The organism is Glaciecola sp. 2405UD65-10 (genome assembly GCF_048820975.1).
Lineage (GTDB): Bacteria > Pseudomonadota > Gammaproteobacteria > Enterobacterales > Alteromonadaceae > Glaciecola.
Map to the genome: position 1 here is coordinate 439,534 of NZ_JBMEUF010000002.1, position 15,603 is coordinate 455,136.

Here is a 15,603-nt window from a genome sequence, read left to right on the forward strand (position 1 = left end):
AATTGCGAGGACATATCCATAATAACTAAATGTAACTAATATATAAGCTGTAAAAGAGTACAGATTTTACATTGCTTGTGCTTGCAGGGGCGCTATCGCCTCTCTAACCTTGTCAATAAACGCAAAACGTTTTCTGTTTAGCTTTGCATTCGTGGCGCTAGGCCAATTGCCATTAAAGGCTATCACTAGGTCGCGCTTAGGGTCAATAAATATAGTTTGCCCAAAAATGCCTCGCGCTGTGTAGCTTCCATCATCAAAAGTCCACCACTGATAACCATAGCCTCTGCCCGGTGAATCAAAATCGGCTTGTTTGCTAGTTGCCTTCGTTACCCATCCCTCTGGTAATATTCCTTTGCCATTCAAAAGGCCTTCCTCTAGCATGAATAAGCCATAGCGTGCAAAATCACGCAAACTGGCTTGTATACAGCAACCTGAAATTTCCTTTCCATCAGCCCCTAGCAACCAAGTCGCTTTATTTTCCATGCCATATGGTTGCCATATTTTTTCGCTCAAATAATTCGTTAAATTTTGACCCGTTGCCTGCTCTACCAAAATGCCAATTAAGTTAGTTTCACCCGTTGAATAATGCCACTTTTCGCCAGGCGGATGCGCCCTTTTTAAGGTTCGCATATAACTTACAATAGTAGGCAGGCCCTCTTCGGCTTGATGCAAGTTAAACAACGACACATCTGAATTCGGATCGGTATAGCTTTCATTCCAATCAACGCCTGATGTCATGGTTAGCAACTGTTCAATACTTACTGCGTCATACGCTGACCCCTGCAAACCATCAATATATGTAGATACCTTGTCATCTAAACTTTGTATATGCCCTTCTTTCAAAGCAATGCCGACTAAGCTTGAGGTAAACGACTTAGCCACTGAAAAGCTAGTCCACCGCTTATTTGGTGAATGCCCCAAGGCATATCTTTCATAAGCAATTTTTCCTTTATGCAGAATAAGTGCGCCAGCCAAGTTTTGCTCACTAAAAAAATCATCCATGTTTTCATCTAATATAATAGGTGAAGTAGTTGGTAAGGCTTTAGGCTTGTTGCTAGGAGTAATATTTCGCGACTCAACTAAAAAGGGCAGTTTATCGAGCATTTTAAACGCCGCATTACGCTGGCCTTGGCTCCAAAACAAAATACGTGTGTCAGACGGCGGATCAAGCAACAGCGCTCGAAAATCAGGGCCAATAGCCCACCAAAATATCCCGGCAACAAAGACTACACCGGCAGTAATACCCCCTACGAACTTGGCTGCTGTTTTCATAAATTCCATCTTCTAGTTATTGTTGCAATCGCGCTTTGGTAATTCGCAGTAGCGACTTCATTGTTATGTAGCGTAATTGAGCACCTGATGTAATAGTAGCTAGTGCGCTAACACTACTGCGTTTTACGAGACTCTTCTAAGGCTTGGCGAAGTTCTTGTGCAATTTGTTGCATTTTTGGCACAGTTGTTTGCATCAAAGATTGCGACATCTGCATAGATTCTTGCATAACGCTTGGCATTTTTTGTAACAGTGATTTACCCGTTTCTGATTTATAAAACGTTAGCATGTCGTCAATTTCTGCTTCAGAAAAATTACGTGTATAAATATCAACTATGCCTGGTTCCATTTTTTCCCAGCTCATATCTTCTTTCATTACTTCGCTCATACGCTGGTAATATTTATCAAATATAGCTTGCTCAGACGGTTGTACACCCAATTGGGTAGACATGTTTTTCATCATCGCTTCCATTTGCACATACATAGTTTCTACCATTGAATCCATGTTCATTACATTAACTAGTTCGTTTAACTTCGCTTGTTTTGAGTCTGACTGAGCATTACTGCTAATAGATACGCTTAATAATATTAACGCTGCTAGTGTTTTAATCTTCATGATAAATAATCCTTTGTTTAATGTAGATGAATGTGAATTTTCAAATATTTATATCGAAGTAATGAGCCACCTAACTTAAGGTATCGCCTCGGTATATGTAAATCTTGTTGATTGCGCTTACCGCAAAAGTAGCAGAACTGACTATTATCTTCCAGTTTAGCGTAATAAATTAGTTTTCGAGGATTAGTCTAGTTTGTTTAACCAGCCATCTGTAAGTTCTGCAAAATATACTCATATTTATTTCAAGCCTTTGTTTAATAAACGCTTAACTCTAAATGCAGCTTGTGCCAATAGCATACAGCTATAAACGTACCATTCCCTGCTTAAAAATTGTCAAATACAAAATATTTATTAATTTTTAATAATATGCAAATATAGGAGTGTAGGTTGGGGTATAAACCCGCAGCGAACAGCGAGTTTGCTGTGTTTAAGGTTATAAACCTTTTAACAATATTTATATCTCAAATAAAAAATAATTAATGTAAACCTTTTAAATAGCTTGATTAACGGGCAAATACATTCGGGGAAGTATAATGAAATGTAATCAAAATTGGTTCAAAAGAAAGAAACTTGCGCAAGCTATGGCTTTCGCTCTAGCGAGCTCAACGGCCGTTGGTATTAACGCTCAAGAAACTGACTCGAGCGAAGCGGAAGCTCAAACGGAAGTTCAAAATACACTTGAAAAAATAACTGTAGTTGGTTCACGTATTCGCCAAGGCGGATTTGATGAGGCGCGCCCTGTTGATATTATTATGGCTGATACGGCAATAAAACAGGGTATAAGTGATCTAGGTGGCTTGTTAAGAAACTCAACTATTGCTGCTGGCTCAAGCCAGGTAACGGCAGCTACCTCTACCGCGTTTGTTGAAAATGGCGGTGAAGGTGTACAAACCATAGGTCTTCGTGGTCTTGGGGCAAACCGAACGCTCGTTCTTTTAAATGGTCGTAGAGCTGGCCCAGCTGGTACTCGTGGTGGAGTGTCGGCGTTTGATTTTAACACACTACCTTTATCTATGGTTGAGCGTGTTGAAATTCTTAAAGACGGTGCGTCATCTGTTTACGGTTCTGATGCGGTTGCCGGCGTAATAAACATTATTACTAAGAAAGGCGATGGCGGTGAAATTGAAGCGTTTATGTCACAGCCTCAAGATTCAGGCGGCGAATCATTTCGCGTAAGTGGAACATACGGACAAACATTTGATAACGGCTCTTTTAGAATTACAGCCGACTACTCTAAACAAACTGAACTCGCTAAGGGCGACCGTGATTTTTACAATTGTGGTGAGCAATATACCTTCGACCCAGATTCTGGCGAGCGCGCAGATATTATAGACCCAAGAACAGGTAAAGCTTGGTGTAATGACTTACTTTGGGGACATGTTTGGTTATATGATTACCAAGATGGCGATACCGACAACGTACCCGCTGGCGCCAAAGCACAATATGATTATGACGGCGACTTAGGCAACTACTTACCTGCTTTGGAAACTGGGCAGCCAGGTCAAATTAGTATGCCTGACGGTTGGTATTTAGTGAACTACGACCCTTTATCTGACAGCGTAACTAATGCTGACCATCCATTCCAAGATCAAGAGTCCCTTGTACCAGAAATTGAAACTATTTCAGTTTTTGCGCAAGCTGATTACGCACTAACTGATAACATAGACGTATATGCCGAGGCTTTGCTTAACCGCAGAAAGTCACAAGCGAATGGCTATAGACAATATTGGAGTTATAAATATAACGAAGATTTTTTCGCTACAGATTCACTATCAGAAGGCTGGACAGGTTCGCAATGGTTAAGCCCAACAGCAATAACTGATCATTCAGATTCTGGCCAAACTGTTGACTACAGCCGCTTCGTGTTAGGTGTAACGGGTGATATAAATGCTGATTGGTATTTTGATGCCTCTGTGCAAAGATCTCGTAATGACGGTGATTATTACAACGATATTATTTATGATGACTCTATCACAGACCAAAACTTTGCAAGTGGCTCGTGCGTAGGTACACAAACTTCTGTACGCAACGTTGATTGTGTTGACGTACCGTGGTTGTCTCCTGATTTGTTAAATGGTGTTGTATCAGACGAAGTAAGAAACTTCTTATTTGGGCGTGATTATGGCAATACGGTTTATAAGCAAACTACGTTCGAAGCTTTTGCCTCAGGCGCTTTGTATGAGTTACCTGCTGGTACGGTTAATGCGGTAATAGGTGCGTCATACCAAACTGATGAAATTGTTGACACTCCTGGGGAACAAACATTGTTATCAAATGTTTGGGGCTCATCAGCAGCCGGCATTACAAAAGGTAAAGACAACACCACAGCCGTATTTGCTGAGTTACAAGTACCTATTTTAGAAGGTGAGTTTTTAGTTCACAGCCTAGATTTAGACTTGTCAGCACGTTACACCGACGTAGATTCTTTTGGCGATGACACCACATTCAAAGTAGGCCTAAATTGGGCAATTACTGACGAATTCCGCTTAAGAGCCATTCGAGGGACTTCATTCCGCTCACCTGCCTTGTTTGAATTATATCTTGCTAACCAAAGTAGCTTCTCTGGACAACGTTCAGTTGACCCATGTATTAATTGGGGAACTAACCTCGATAGCAATGCAATTACACAAACAACGGCTGATAACTGTGCAGCTGATGGTATAGCATCTGATTATGCAGGTGGAGCAATTTCTGCCACTATATTTACTGGTGGTGGAGCTGGCGTACTTGAAGCAGAAACCTCGGTATCTAGAACATTAGGTTTCATATACACCGCCAATTGGGCTGATTTAAACTTCTCAGTAGACTGGTTTGATATTGAAATAAAAGGCGAAGTTGACCAGTTAGGTGCTGCGAACATAGTAAGTTTATGCTACGCATCTGAGTTCTTTGGTTCTGACCCATTGTGTGACCAGTTTGACCGTGACCCAGGTGATCAGCGTATTACGGAAGTGAGAGATAGCTTTATTAATATTGCCTCACAAATCAACAAAGGTTACGACGTTGAGTTAAGTTATAGTGCTGATGTTGGCCCAGGTACTTTCACTTTCTATACTCAGCACACATTCCAAATAGAATCCAAACAAGCATTATTTGAAGATAACGTTATTGATACAAATGGTGAGTTTGGTGATCCGAAGCATGTGGCTAACTACACCTTTGGTTATGGCTTTGACAATTGGCTATTCAATTGGAATGTTAATTACGTAGGCTCTGTTTCAAACGAACAAAGCTATTTTGACCGCATTGGCGTGAATACCGCAACCTACAGAGGGCAAACGGTAGACGTTGTTCTACGTAGCGATAGCGTTATGTACCACAACATGTCGGTTGGATATGACTTTGAAGATGAAGGCGTACAATTAACAGCAGGGATTGCCAATGTATTTGACGAAGCGCCACCACGTGTTACAACACTAAACTTAGGTGAAGTTAACTCGGTAGGTAATTCTTCATTTTATAGCCAGTATGATTCATATGGCCGTAGACTATTCTTAAATGTGTCGTATAGCTTTTAATTATTAAGTTATGAAATGTAAAAAGGGCAATTGTTTAATTGCCCTTTTTTTATATTCTCAATACTAAAATCACCGTATTGTTAAGAAAATCAATTAACCCCTTGCTGGCTGTTTTTCTAGTCTCCAACCATGTGGAACATAGGCTGGTGAGTACGTTTTCATGCCTAAATGAGCCTGTAACCATTTTACATGAGGCGGTAGATTCGATTTGGCACCGTATATACCCTCAATAATTGCATTGTGAATATTAAGCTTAGGACGATTTTCACCGAAGCGTTCTTTAGCCTCTTGCTGCCAAAATCCCATGCCGAACAATATACATTGGTAACTTTGATGATTCCAAAGCTGCCCCGTATCCACAGGCTGCCTAATATCAAGTCCTTGATGCTCAGTACTTTTTACCTCGTTTTGGATTAATTCAAAACAACCATCTTCAAAGTCAGAATGCGTAGGCGGTTTAATTGTCCAGTAAGCTAATTTAGCTTTTAAACGCGGGTTGATATGCTCAGGTTTTTGCACCTCTTTCCAAAACGCCGTGTCGTCTCTTTTTGACAAGCAATAGTGCATATTAATGAAATCAAGAATTTCATAATAACGATTAGACAGGATTCTATTGTAGCGCGTGGAAAGCACTTCATTATGAGCGTCGTCAAAAGGAAAGTGTTCGGCTAGTGCAACTACACCTAAGTCAGATAGATACAAACCGGTTGATTCAAGTGGCTCAACAAATCCTGCTGACAAGCCAATTGCCACACAGTTACCTTTCCACGCTTGCTCTCTGCGGCCTACTTTAAAGTTCACAGTTCTTATATCTAAGTCTTCGCAGTTTTCGCCCTGATACTTTATTAGCTCTTTTTTCGCGTCTTCTTCGCTTATAAATTGACTGCTGTGAACATACCCCACAGAACGCCTATCTCTCATGGGAATATCCCAAACCCAGCCGTTGGAAAGCGCGGTAGCGGTAGTATAGGGCCTGACCATGCCTGGATAATGTGTATCATAAGGAACATGCATGGTAACGGCGCGATCACACAAAAGCCATTGCGAACAATCCTCAAAGCCTACGTCTAATTGCTTTTCAATCAGTAAAGCCTTCGCACCGGTGCAATCTACAAATAAATCAGCTTCAAGCGTGTCACCATTATCTAACAAGACACTCTTAATAGTAGTGCTATCTTTCATTTCAACGCTTTCAAGGTTTGCAAAAATATGCTTTACCCCACGCTTCGTTGAAAAATCTGTTAAGTAGTCTGCGAATTTTTGCGCGTTCATATGGTAGGCATATTGCAGCGGCGCTTTTTTCCCTGTTTGCCCCAGCGCTTTAGGAGCTAATCCCATTTCACACACTAGCGGCTGAATTGAACAAGTTTCCATAAAGGGAATTTTTTGATCGCTCTGTAACCATTTCTCTGCACTATTATCTAAGGGCTGAGGCGTTAAACGTGAAAATGGATGATGATAAAAACTATGATCATTGTTCACCCAATTTACATACTTAATAGATTGTTTAAAGCTTGCTTGCGTTGCTCGCATAAAATCGAGTTCATCAACACCCACTACGGCTAACAAATGACGCATAGATGGAATAGTTGCTTCACCCACAGAAATCCTAGGGATATTAGGAGATTCAACTAATGTGATATTTACGCGTGGGGTTTCCCCCTTGTTGTTCAGTGCGCCATTAAGGTATGACGCTGTCATCCATCCTGCAGACCCGCCACCAACAATCACTAAATTGCGTTTTTTCATTCACTCTCACCGTTACAACAAATGTTACTCAAGTCTCAAAATATGCTATTTGAGTATTAATAATAGCCCAATAAGTTGCGTAAACCAGGCGCTGCATATTCAACCAGCTGCTTTTGCTTTTCAGGCAAAACATTCGGTATTTCAGTAATATTGCCCACTAAGTTCTCTCTTGCCGTGCCACTTTGTTTCCGATCGGCGCCAATCTTAACGCGTTCTTTCCAATCATTAGGTAAGGTCTGGTACCCAAGTATACGCAGTAGGTTCGCAAAAAACGTTTCAGCTTCGGGCGTATCGATATTTTGTAAATGGCGTAAAATATCTTCGTACCTTAAAAGTGTAACACCTGTACCTAGCCAAGCTACCGCATTGTGAGTATAGATTTCCTGTAGCGTTGGCGCTTTATTATGAATGCCAAAGATCATCATGTTTAAAACTTGTTCTAAGTTTACATTGGCATCTTTCAAATGGTCTAAAGAACCATGGAAAGTATCTGACAAGAAAAAACGTGCGCGTGCTAATACCCATGTAAAAGGATCTCGAACAATCACGATTTGCTTAGCACTACGAGTCGCAATGGCAGAGTCATCAGAGAATAACAAATGCCCCCAACTTAAAAATGGTGAACGTGCATCAAAGGCCTCTGTGTGTTGACGCAAAATAGGTATTTGAATAAACGCTTTAGAATATTGTTGCTCTACTGATACGAACATACGGCAAATATTGCGAATCAAATGCGTCCCGCATTTGGGAACTGAATTTAAAAACACCGGCTGCTGCAGAGCTTGATGTTTAAAATTTGCGCCGAGTTCATTAAGGTTGTCGGATTTTAGTGATATTTGCGGCATTGGCAATGACTTTATAATTATTATAAATAAATATGACTTTATCATAAATCATTTATAGCAACACCATAAACGCGCAGTAAGTATATTTACAACTGAAGCATTAGCCGTTAACCTTTATTGCTAGAAAATATTTAAGTTAAATACATCGTTTAAAAGGAAACCCGATGAAGTCTATCATTTTAGTATTGCTTCTATTGCTAGGATTTGCAGCAGAAGCGCAACAAAGCCCGCTTCCCCTAGAGCTATTTGTAAAAAAAGCCCAATTTAACCAGTTAATCATTTCACCCACAGGGCAATTTGTTGCGGCATCAATGCTTAAAGATGATGGTAGTTCTAGCGTAGCCGTTTTTGACGTCAATGAGCTAAAAATTACCGCTCAAATTGATTTTGTTCGCAATCAATTACCTTCCACCCTAACGTGGCTAAACGACGAACGAATAGGTATTCGAATAGGTAGAAAACTAGGTAGCTTTGATGCACCATTTTTGACTGACGAATATTACGCAATGAATGCAGATGGTAAGCGAAAAAAAAGTTTATGGGGCATCGCAAAGAAGGGAGGGCTCCTCTATAACCCCGATGTTAAATTGATGGGAATATTACACCTATTACCTGATGATCCAAAACGTATTCTTGTTTCTTCATCGGGTAATTCCGGTCGTAAAACCTCATCGTTCACTGAGGTCTTCGAACTAGATATCTATTCAGGAAGAAAATACAAAATCGCAACTGCTCCTATTCGCGGAGCACAAGTGTTGTCAGATCATAATGCACAAGTTCGTTTTGCAGTTGCAGTTGACCCCGATGAAAACAACGTCATAAAAATGTTTTATCGCGATTCGAACCAAGGAGATTGGAAATTATCTGCCACATCAAGCGCTCGAGAAGGCGTGCTTTCTCCTGTTGCATTCTCAAGTGACAACAAATATGTATACGCTTACAGCAATATTGAAAGTTCTACTAGAGGCTTAGTTAAGCTTGATCCTAAAACAGGCAAGCAAGAACTGATTTATCGTAATCCATTAGTTGATATAAATGGCATTCTACTTACCGAAGATTCTGAACTTGTTTCGGCTTTTGTATCGCCTGACTACAATATAAACGTAGCGGTTACTGACCATCCATTAAACAACATACTTGAACAGTTACAAAAGTTATTTCCAAAGGAAACACTGAATATAACTAGTACAACGAAAGAAGAGAAACAAATGATTGTGTCGGTAAGTTCGGCTCAACATTCGCCTGACTACTACTTATTCGACACAACTAACAATGAACTTCGCTATTTGGTGAGTAGCCGTGGGTGGATTGATCCTCAACAAATGGCAGAAGTTAAACCGTTCAGCTTAAAAGCACGCGATGGTGTTGAACTACACGGTTATTTAACACTGCCACAAGGAAAAGAAGCTAAAGATTTACCCCTTATTGTGCATCCCCATGGTGGCCCTCATGGCCCTAGAGACTACTGGACATTTACACCTGACGCACAAGTATTGGCCAGTAGAGGCTACGCTGTGTTACAGCTTAACTTTAGAGGCTCAGGTGGATACGGGCGAGAATTTGAATTTTCTGGCTATGGAAAGTGGGGTGCAGAAATGCAAGACGACCTTACCGATGCTACTTTGTGGGCAGTAGAAGAAGGTATAGCTGACAAAGAACGCTTATGTATTTATGGTGCTTCTTACGGTGGGTATGCATCGCTAATGGGCGTAACTAAAGAACCTGATTTATACAAATGTGCAATTGGTTATGTAGGTGTTTACAGCTTACCAATGATGTTTGAAGAAGGCGACATTCCAGGCTCCAAGTTTGGTAAAAACTATCTAAAGCAAGCACTTGGTGAAGATATGGAAGCGCTGAAAGCCAGGTCACCAGCATACAATGTTGATAAAATAAAAGCAGCGATTATGTTAGTGCATGGCGCAAAAGATCAACGCGTTCCTATTGAGCAGGCAGAATTTTTGGCGCAACAATTTGATGCTATTAATAAGCCATATGAATGGCTTGTAAAAGACAAAGAAGGCCATGGATTTTATAAACCCGAGCATAATTTAGAGCTGTATAACAAGATGCTTGCGTTTTTTGATAAACACATTGGTGAATCTAGTCAGAAGTAGTAAAAAGATTCTTCTTATGCTGAAATAATTCTCTGCACAATAAAAAAAGGTCCTGAACTAGCCAGGACCTTTTATAAACTTACCAAACTTAAGCCTAAAATTGTTAATTAGTGTGCTTTTCTAAGAAAGCTAACATTTCCTGCCATCGTTCGATGTTGTTATCTGGATTGTAAAAACCATGAGCTTCACCCTTTTTCATCATCCATTCATAAGGGTGGTTTCTTTCTTTAAGCGCATCTCTTAAAGCAAATGCGTGCTCTTTTGGCACTCGCACATCTTCTTCACCTTGAATGATAAAAATAGGAACTTTTATCTTATCAACATTTTTGATTGGATCTTGTTCGTCTTCTGTCTCGCCTTCAGGTAGAACATGTTTTAGATAATTCACACCAAATGCTGACTCTGGAATATCGCCCATTTCACGCATTAAATTTAAGCTATAAACGCCTACAAAGCCTATTGCACATTTGTATAAATCAGGCTCTCTAATTACGCTTTGGATAGCAGCGTATCCACCGTATGAAGCTCCATACACGCACATTTTATCTTCATCAACAATGCCTTGCTCAACTAAAAACTGGGTGCCGTCTGTCATGTCATTTATCATCTCGTTGCCCCACTTTCTAAAGCCGGCAGTTTCGAAATTTAACCCATAACCGCCAGACCCTCTAAAATTAGGTTGGAGCACAGCATAACCATGGCTAGCCAAGACTTTAGCATCTGGACTTAGGTCATATATGGTGTCGTAAGGTCCGTGTGGACCACCATGGGGCATTAATACAAAAGGTAAATCTTTAGCCTCCCTATCTTTAGGTAGGGTTAACAAACCAGTAATAGTCATGCCATCACGGCTTTTGTAGCTTACAATTTGCGTAGTTGGTATGGCATTTTTCTTCAACCATGGGCGGCCTGGTGTAAGTACCGAAAGTTTCCCTTGTTTACTATTATAAGAATAGAACATGGGCGGGTGATTGGCAGAAAAGGTGCTAAGAATAATCTGGCTATTATCTTTAGTTGCTGAAGTAATAAATACAGATTGATTCTTGAATGTACTGCTAAGTCTTGCAATCAACTCTTGGTTTTTTGGATTTTTTACCTCATCTAAAAATAAAATACCTGTATCAGTGTGCTCATATACACCGCCGACTATTTCATCCATTGTGCCACCGGCAACACTCATAATAGGTAAAAGATCTGACTTGGGATGACTTAACAATACTTCGTGTTTTTTTGTTTTAATGTTAAAGGTAGCGATTGCTAAGGTATCAGTTTCAAAATTACTTAAGCCAATAAGTGTTTCATCATCATCTAAAAAACTAATGGGGTTGAAGTTACCTACGTATGTTTCACGCTCCAGTAAGGTTTCCCATTCAGAGTTCACATCTTGTCGAGCCAGTAAAACAACTTTGTTTCGATCTCCTCTTGGGTCAATACCTTGCGCTACAAGTGCCTCACCTTTTGAATTGGTCACTACGGTAGGTAAATTCCCGTCATACCCTCTAACAGGTATTCTACCCATAGCCTTTTTACGGCCATTACTTATCTTCATTTTATAAAGATCTAAGAATGGCTCTGACGCCGTAAGGTCAAGGCTGAAAATTAACACTTGGTTTGGTTCGTCGGGTAAAATATCCACTATTGAAGAAAATCGGTAGTCTTTAGTTTTTGAACGTCTTCCTGTAAGAATACTTTTATTAGAACCATCGGCATCCATAGCAATTAGCTCACCAGTAGATACAGGCTGCTCGCGCGAACCAACTTCGCGTGCCATAGATAGCAACAAACGGTCATCATTAAGCCAGTTAAATGTACTAACTGACTCTTTACCCTTTCCTCGTGTAACCGATAAAATTTTATTTTTACGTAAATCAAGAACGGTAAGGCTAACTGTTCCTTCTTCATTTCTTGACGTTGACGCCAAATACTCGCCCGTAGGAGATATTTTTACATCAGTAAATTGAGAAGGCTTCGCATAGGACTCTAGTACAGCTTTATTTGCGGTAGCGCCATGAGTCGCTAAGCTCGTCAGCAAAATACTTACTAACACAAAATATTTATACATAGCTTTTTTCCTTAGATAAAAAAGCTCCCATATAAAGGGAGCTTTTAGTTTTGAACATTAACTACTTATTAAAATGCGTAAGTCGCATTTGCAAAGAAACGGCGGCCAGCGAAATCATACTGTGAGTATAAAGCTGAGTTACCAACTTCACGAGCTACTCGACCAGAAATTTGCGGTGGCTCTTTATCAAACACATTCGCAATACCGAAAGTTAAATCTAAGCCATTTTCAAACTCAACATTTGCTGAGGCTGTGTGGTAAGTCGTCCAGCTAGTTTCATCTCTGAAGGTAACGGTTTCACCATAGTAAGAGATTTCGTTAGTGTCACTGCTATACTCGTAGTTTTCTGTAGAATCTACGTATCTAGCCGTCCAGTTAAAGCTGTAATCGCCCTTAGAGAAAGTCAGCCTTACATTACCTACATGCTTAGGATTACCAAGTTCGCCAACTAAGTTATTGTCATCACTGTCTTCAAACAATTTAAACGTACGCTCAATTTGCATAGTATGTTCAAGTGACAAGCGAAGTGAACCAAAGTCAAAATCATCTTGGTAGGTAAAGTTGTAGTCAACACCACGAGCTATTTGGCTAGCCACGTTTACATAACCGGCGCGTATTTCGTCAACACCAAAGTCATTGTCACCACCGGTACGGCGGGTAAACAAGTCACATAAAGGCTCGCTATCGAAAGTTACAGAGGTATAACAACCAGATACTATTTGCGCACCAGATAGAGTTGTTACTTCGTCGCTAATTACTACGTCGTAGTAATCTACTGAGAAAGCGTAAGTATCTTCTGGGCTTGTCCAAACAATACCAATATTTTCGTTTACTGAGGTTTCAGCAACTAGGTCGTTGTCTATACCACCGCTAGTGAAAACAGTACCTGACGAACCTTGATCAAATTCAATTGGAACACCATCAGCAGCACAGTTGTTTGCCGTTTCTTGTGAAATGCTACCATTTTCAAGCGCTTCACCCCAATCCAAACAAATGTCAGTGCCAAACTGGTTGAAGAAGCCACTTTGGCTACCTAAGAACAGTTCGAACAACGCTGGTGAACGGAATGATGTACCACGGTTTGCTCTAATGCTTAAACCATCAACAATTTTCCAATTAAGGCCTACTTTAAAGGTAGTGTCGCTTCCGTAGGTATCTACGTCAGTCCAACGGCCTGAAGTGGTCAAGGTTAAATCTTGAATAGCAGTAACGTCTTGCAACAATGGAACACGAAGCTCACCATATACCGCTTTTGACGTTTGCTCACCCTTGGTAATACCAGCACCAGTTGATCCCCAAAGGTTATCATTTAGTGAGTTATTTCCTGGAGTATCGTCAAGGTAATCTTTTTGAACAGAGAAACCAAATGCCGCACCTACATCACCTGCAGGAAGTTCATATAGGTCACCCGTAATGAAACCTTCTAAGGTTTGTTGCTTATAAATGGTGCTACCAACATCAACACCAAATAAGTATTCTTTTGCAGCATCGCTTTGGTTACCATAAATAAACTGTGCATCAGTAATTGGTATATCTACGCAAGTTTTACCAGAAACTTCCGTAACTTCACCAGAACAAGAAGTGCCATCTACAAAATGTTGCTGTGCAGTAGTCCATGCATCATAGTGAATAACTTTATTTTTGTACTCACCATCGTTGTAACTGTTTTGATAAGATAATTCCCAATCCCAAAAACCTATACTACCGGTAAAGCCTAATACCGCACGAGTGTAGTCAACCGTTACATCGTTACCACTGTGATCTGTTAATGCTACAACAGCCATATTGGTGTCATCACCGCTAAATCCGTCCCAAACATCTGTTGATTGATAAAAGCCAACATCCGCGTTCCAGAACTGTCTATAGCTTTGGGTTTTAGTGTTTCTTGAGCTGTGAATAAATTCCGCAAACATTGAAATAGTGTCAGTTACGTTATAATCACCCGTAGCATAAAGTGAATAAGTTTCAACGCCCGGTGACATAGTTTGTTCTTGGCTAAATGGATGTTGTTGATCCCACCAACCAGTACTTTCTTTATCAAAAGATGTTGGATACCAACCTTCTGGCGTTCTAAAGTCGCTATCTTCTACAGCCGAATCATTAAAGCTTGTGTAGCCGTTTTCAGCAAAGAAACCGTCGTAATCGAATGCGCCTCTTGTGCCCGGTTGCACGTTATCTGTATCAGCGCCGCTGCTTAACCATAAGCCATATCCACGTTCTACACAGTGAGGTTCACCCGTACGTGGGTCAATTGGATCGGCTGATGAGCCATCTGCAGAGGTATAAAGTCGAGCTGAACAATCGAAATGACTTCTGTCACCACGTTTTAGTTCATGTGTTTTTCTGTAGTCAGCAGTAACACGGAATGACCCATCGGCATATTCTTCACCGTACGATACATTAATGCGCTGTTCTTCACCGCCTGACTCAAATGGTTGGCTTATATCTACAGTAACTGTTTTAGAGTCACCTTTACGCGTAATAATGTTTACTACGCCGGCAACCGCGTCAGAACCGTATAGAGAAGATGCACCATCTTTTAAGATTTCAATACGTTCAATAGACGATAAAGGCAATGAGTTTAAGTCAAAACCAGAAACGGCACCACGTGTTCCCGCTGGGCCTGCACGGCGTCCGTTAAGTAGAACTAGTGTTCTGTTGGCGCCTAAGCCTCTTAAAGATACTGTTTCTGTTCCAACGCCGCCGTCAGTTACAAAACCAACACTTAGTGCTGAAATTAGCTGGCTTGAACCTGCTGCTGCGGTGCTAGTTCTAAGCAGTTCGCCAAGAGTTTTTAGACCTTCGTTTTCCGCGTCTTCAACAGTAATAATATCAATAGGGTTTTCACTACCAAAACTATCCGTTCTAATACGTGAACCTACAATTTGAATACGTTCTGGTTCTGCTGCTGGCTCAGCAGTTTCTTCTTGTGCGTTTGCAATCATCGACACGCTCGCCATAGACGGAACGGCCAACGCGAGCATAACTGCCCGAGTTAATTTTGATGTCTTCATTTGATTCTCCCTAGTGTGGCATAACAGAATGTATCACCACATTAATTATTATATTTTAGCTTTTATTATTTTATTGATGCTTTAAATACCACTAATAGAAGGTAATAAAACCTCCATAACAGCATATATAACCTTCAGGTATATGGCAACACTATAAAAACTAAGAAGGGTTGAGCGGCTATTTTGCAAGCAGGCTATGCCGTACAATTTAGTTTCCAAAACAGAAACGCCAATTACAGAGTAACGATTCAAAAGTTTATGTGCGTTTTTAGGATTTTATTAATAAATTTAATGACAAAGCTCAATTTGCAGTGAATATTTGGCGCAATTAAACTAACTTTTAGCAAAAAAAAATCCTTATTTAAGCACTACAATTTAAGCTTAATTTGGTTCCTAATTTATTAATATTATG

8 protein-coding genes are annotated in these 15,603 nt (G+C 40.4%); 2 read left to right on the forward strand and 6 right to left on the reverse strand.

What is annotated here, in order from left to right:
* Window positions 1–66: 66 nt before the first annotated feature.
* Together ACOI22_RS14105 and ACOI22_RS14110 are read right to left on the reverse strand one after the other, a co-directional pair.
* The gene (locus ACOI22_RS14105) at window positions 67–1,272 is read right to left on the reverse strand and encodes a serine hydrolase domain-containing protein (RefSeq protein ID WP_420672759.1); all 1,206 of its coding nucleotides are present in this window, start codon (window positions 1,270–1,272) and stop codon (window positions 67–69) included.
* A 113-nt stretch (window positions 1,273–1,385) separates the two neighbouring features.
* Window positions 1,386–1,886, reverse strand: coding sequence for a DUF2059 domain-containing protein (locus ACOI22_RS14110; RefSeq protein WP_420672760.1), 501 nt, complete (start codon window positions 1,884–1,886; stop codon window positions 1,386–1,388).
* Window positions 1,887–2,419: 533 nt separating this feature from the next.
* On the opposite strand from ACOI22_RS14110, the gene ACOI22_RS14115 reads away from it, so the two are divergent.
* The gene (locus ACOI22_RS14115; protein ID WP_420672761.1) at window positions 2,420–5,404 is read left to right on the forward strand and encodes a TonB-dependent receptor domain-containing protein; all 2,985 of its coding nucleotides are present in this window, start codon (window positions 2,420–2,422) and stop codon (window positions 5,402–5,404) included.
* A gap of 93 nt (window positions 5,405–5,497) precedes the next feature.
* Here the strand turns inward: ACOI22_RS14115 and ACOI22_RS14120 are convergent, their stop codons facing one another.
* Together ACOI22_RS14120 and ACOI22_RS14125 are read right to left on the reverse strand one after the other, a co-directional pair.
* Entirely contained in the window at window positions 5,498–7,153 is a 1,656-nt protein-coding gene (locus ACOI22_RS14120; protein ID WP_420672762.1) for a tryptophan halogenase family protein, read from the reverse strand.
* 56 nt (window positions 7,154–7,209) lie between these two features.
* Entirely contained in the window at window positions 7,210–7,998 is a 789-nt protein-coding gene (locus ACOI22_RS14125; RefSeq protein ID WP_420672763.1) for a hypothetical protein, read from the reverse strand.
* A 164-nt stretch (window positions 7,999–8,162) separates the two neighbouring features.
* Here ACOI22_RS14125 and ACOI22_RS14130 point away from each other — a divergent pair, with 164 nt between their 5' ends.
* On the forward strand, window positions 8,163–10,115 hold the full coding sequence (locus ACOI22_RS14130) for a prolyl oligopeptidase family serine peptidase (protein ID WP_420672764.1): 1,953 nt from the start codon (window positions 8,163–8,165) through the stop codon (window positions 10,113–10,115).
* 103 nt (window positions 10,116–10,218) lie between these two features.
* Here the strand turns inward: ACOI22_RS14130 and ACOI22_RS14135 are convergent, their stop codons facing one another.
* Window positions 10,219–12,177, reverse strand: a complete 1,959-nt coding sequence (locus ACOI22_RS14135) for an alpha/beta hydrolase family protein (RefSeq protein WP_420672765.1) — start codon at window positions 12,175–12,177, stop codon at window positions 10,219–10,221.
* 68 nt (window positions 12,178–12,245) lie between these two features.
* The gene (locus ACOI22_RS14140; protein ID WP_420672766.1) at window positions 12,246–15,191 is read right to left on the reverse strand and encodes a TonB-dependent receptor domain-containing protein; all 2,946 of its coding nucleotides are present in this window, start codon (window positions 15,189–15,191) and stop codon (window positions 12,246–12,248) included.
* Window positions 15,192–15,603 lie beyond the last annotated feature (412 nt).

Excerpts from the sequence above, each read along its gene's own strand:
- ACOI22_RS14120 (WP_420672762.1), bottom strand. The coding sequence starts at position 7,153 with ATGAAAAAACGCAATTTAGTGATTGTTGGTGGCGGGTCTGCAGGATGG.
- ACOI22_RS14125 (WP_420672763.1), bottom strand. The coding sequence starts at position 7,998 with ATGCCGCAAATATCACTAAAATCCGACAACCTTAATGAACTCGGCGCA.
- ACOI22_RS14110 (WP_420672760.1), bottom strand. The coding sequence starts at position 1,886 with ATGAAGATTAAAACACTAGCAGCGTTAATATTATTAAGCGTATCTATT.
- ACOI22_RS14115 (WP_420672761.1), top strand. The coding sequence starts at position 2,420 with ATGAAATGTAATCAAAATTGGTTCAAAAGAAAGAAACTTGCGCAAGCT.
- ACOI22_RS14135 (WP_420672765.1), bottom strand. The coding sequence starts at position 12,177 with ATGTATAAATATTTTGTGTTAGTAAGTATTTTGCTGACGAGCTTAGCG.
- ACOI22_RS14105 (WP_420672759.1), bottom strand. The coding sequence starts at position 1,272 with ATGAAAACAGCAGCCAAGTTCGTAGGGGGTATTACTGCCGGTGTAGTC.
- ACOI22_RS14140 (WP_420672766.1), bottom strand. The coding sequence starts at position 15,191 with ATGAAGACATCAAAATTAACTCGGGCAGTTATGCTCGCGTTGGCCGTT.
- ACOI22_RS14130 (WP_420672764.1), top strand. The coding sequence starts at position 8,163 with ATGAAGTCTATCATTTTAGTATTGCTTCTATTGCTAGGATTTGCAGCA.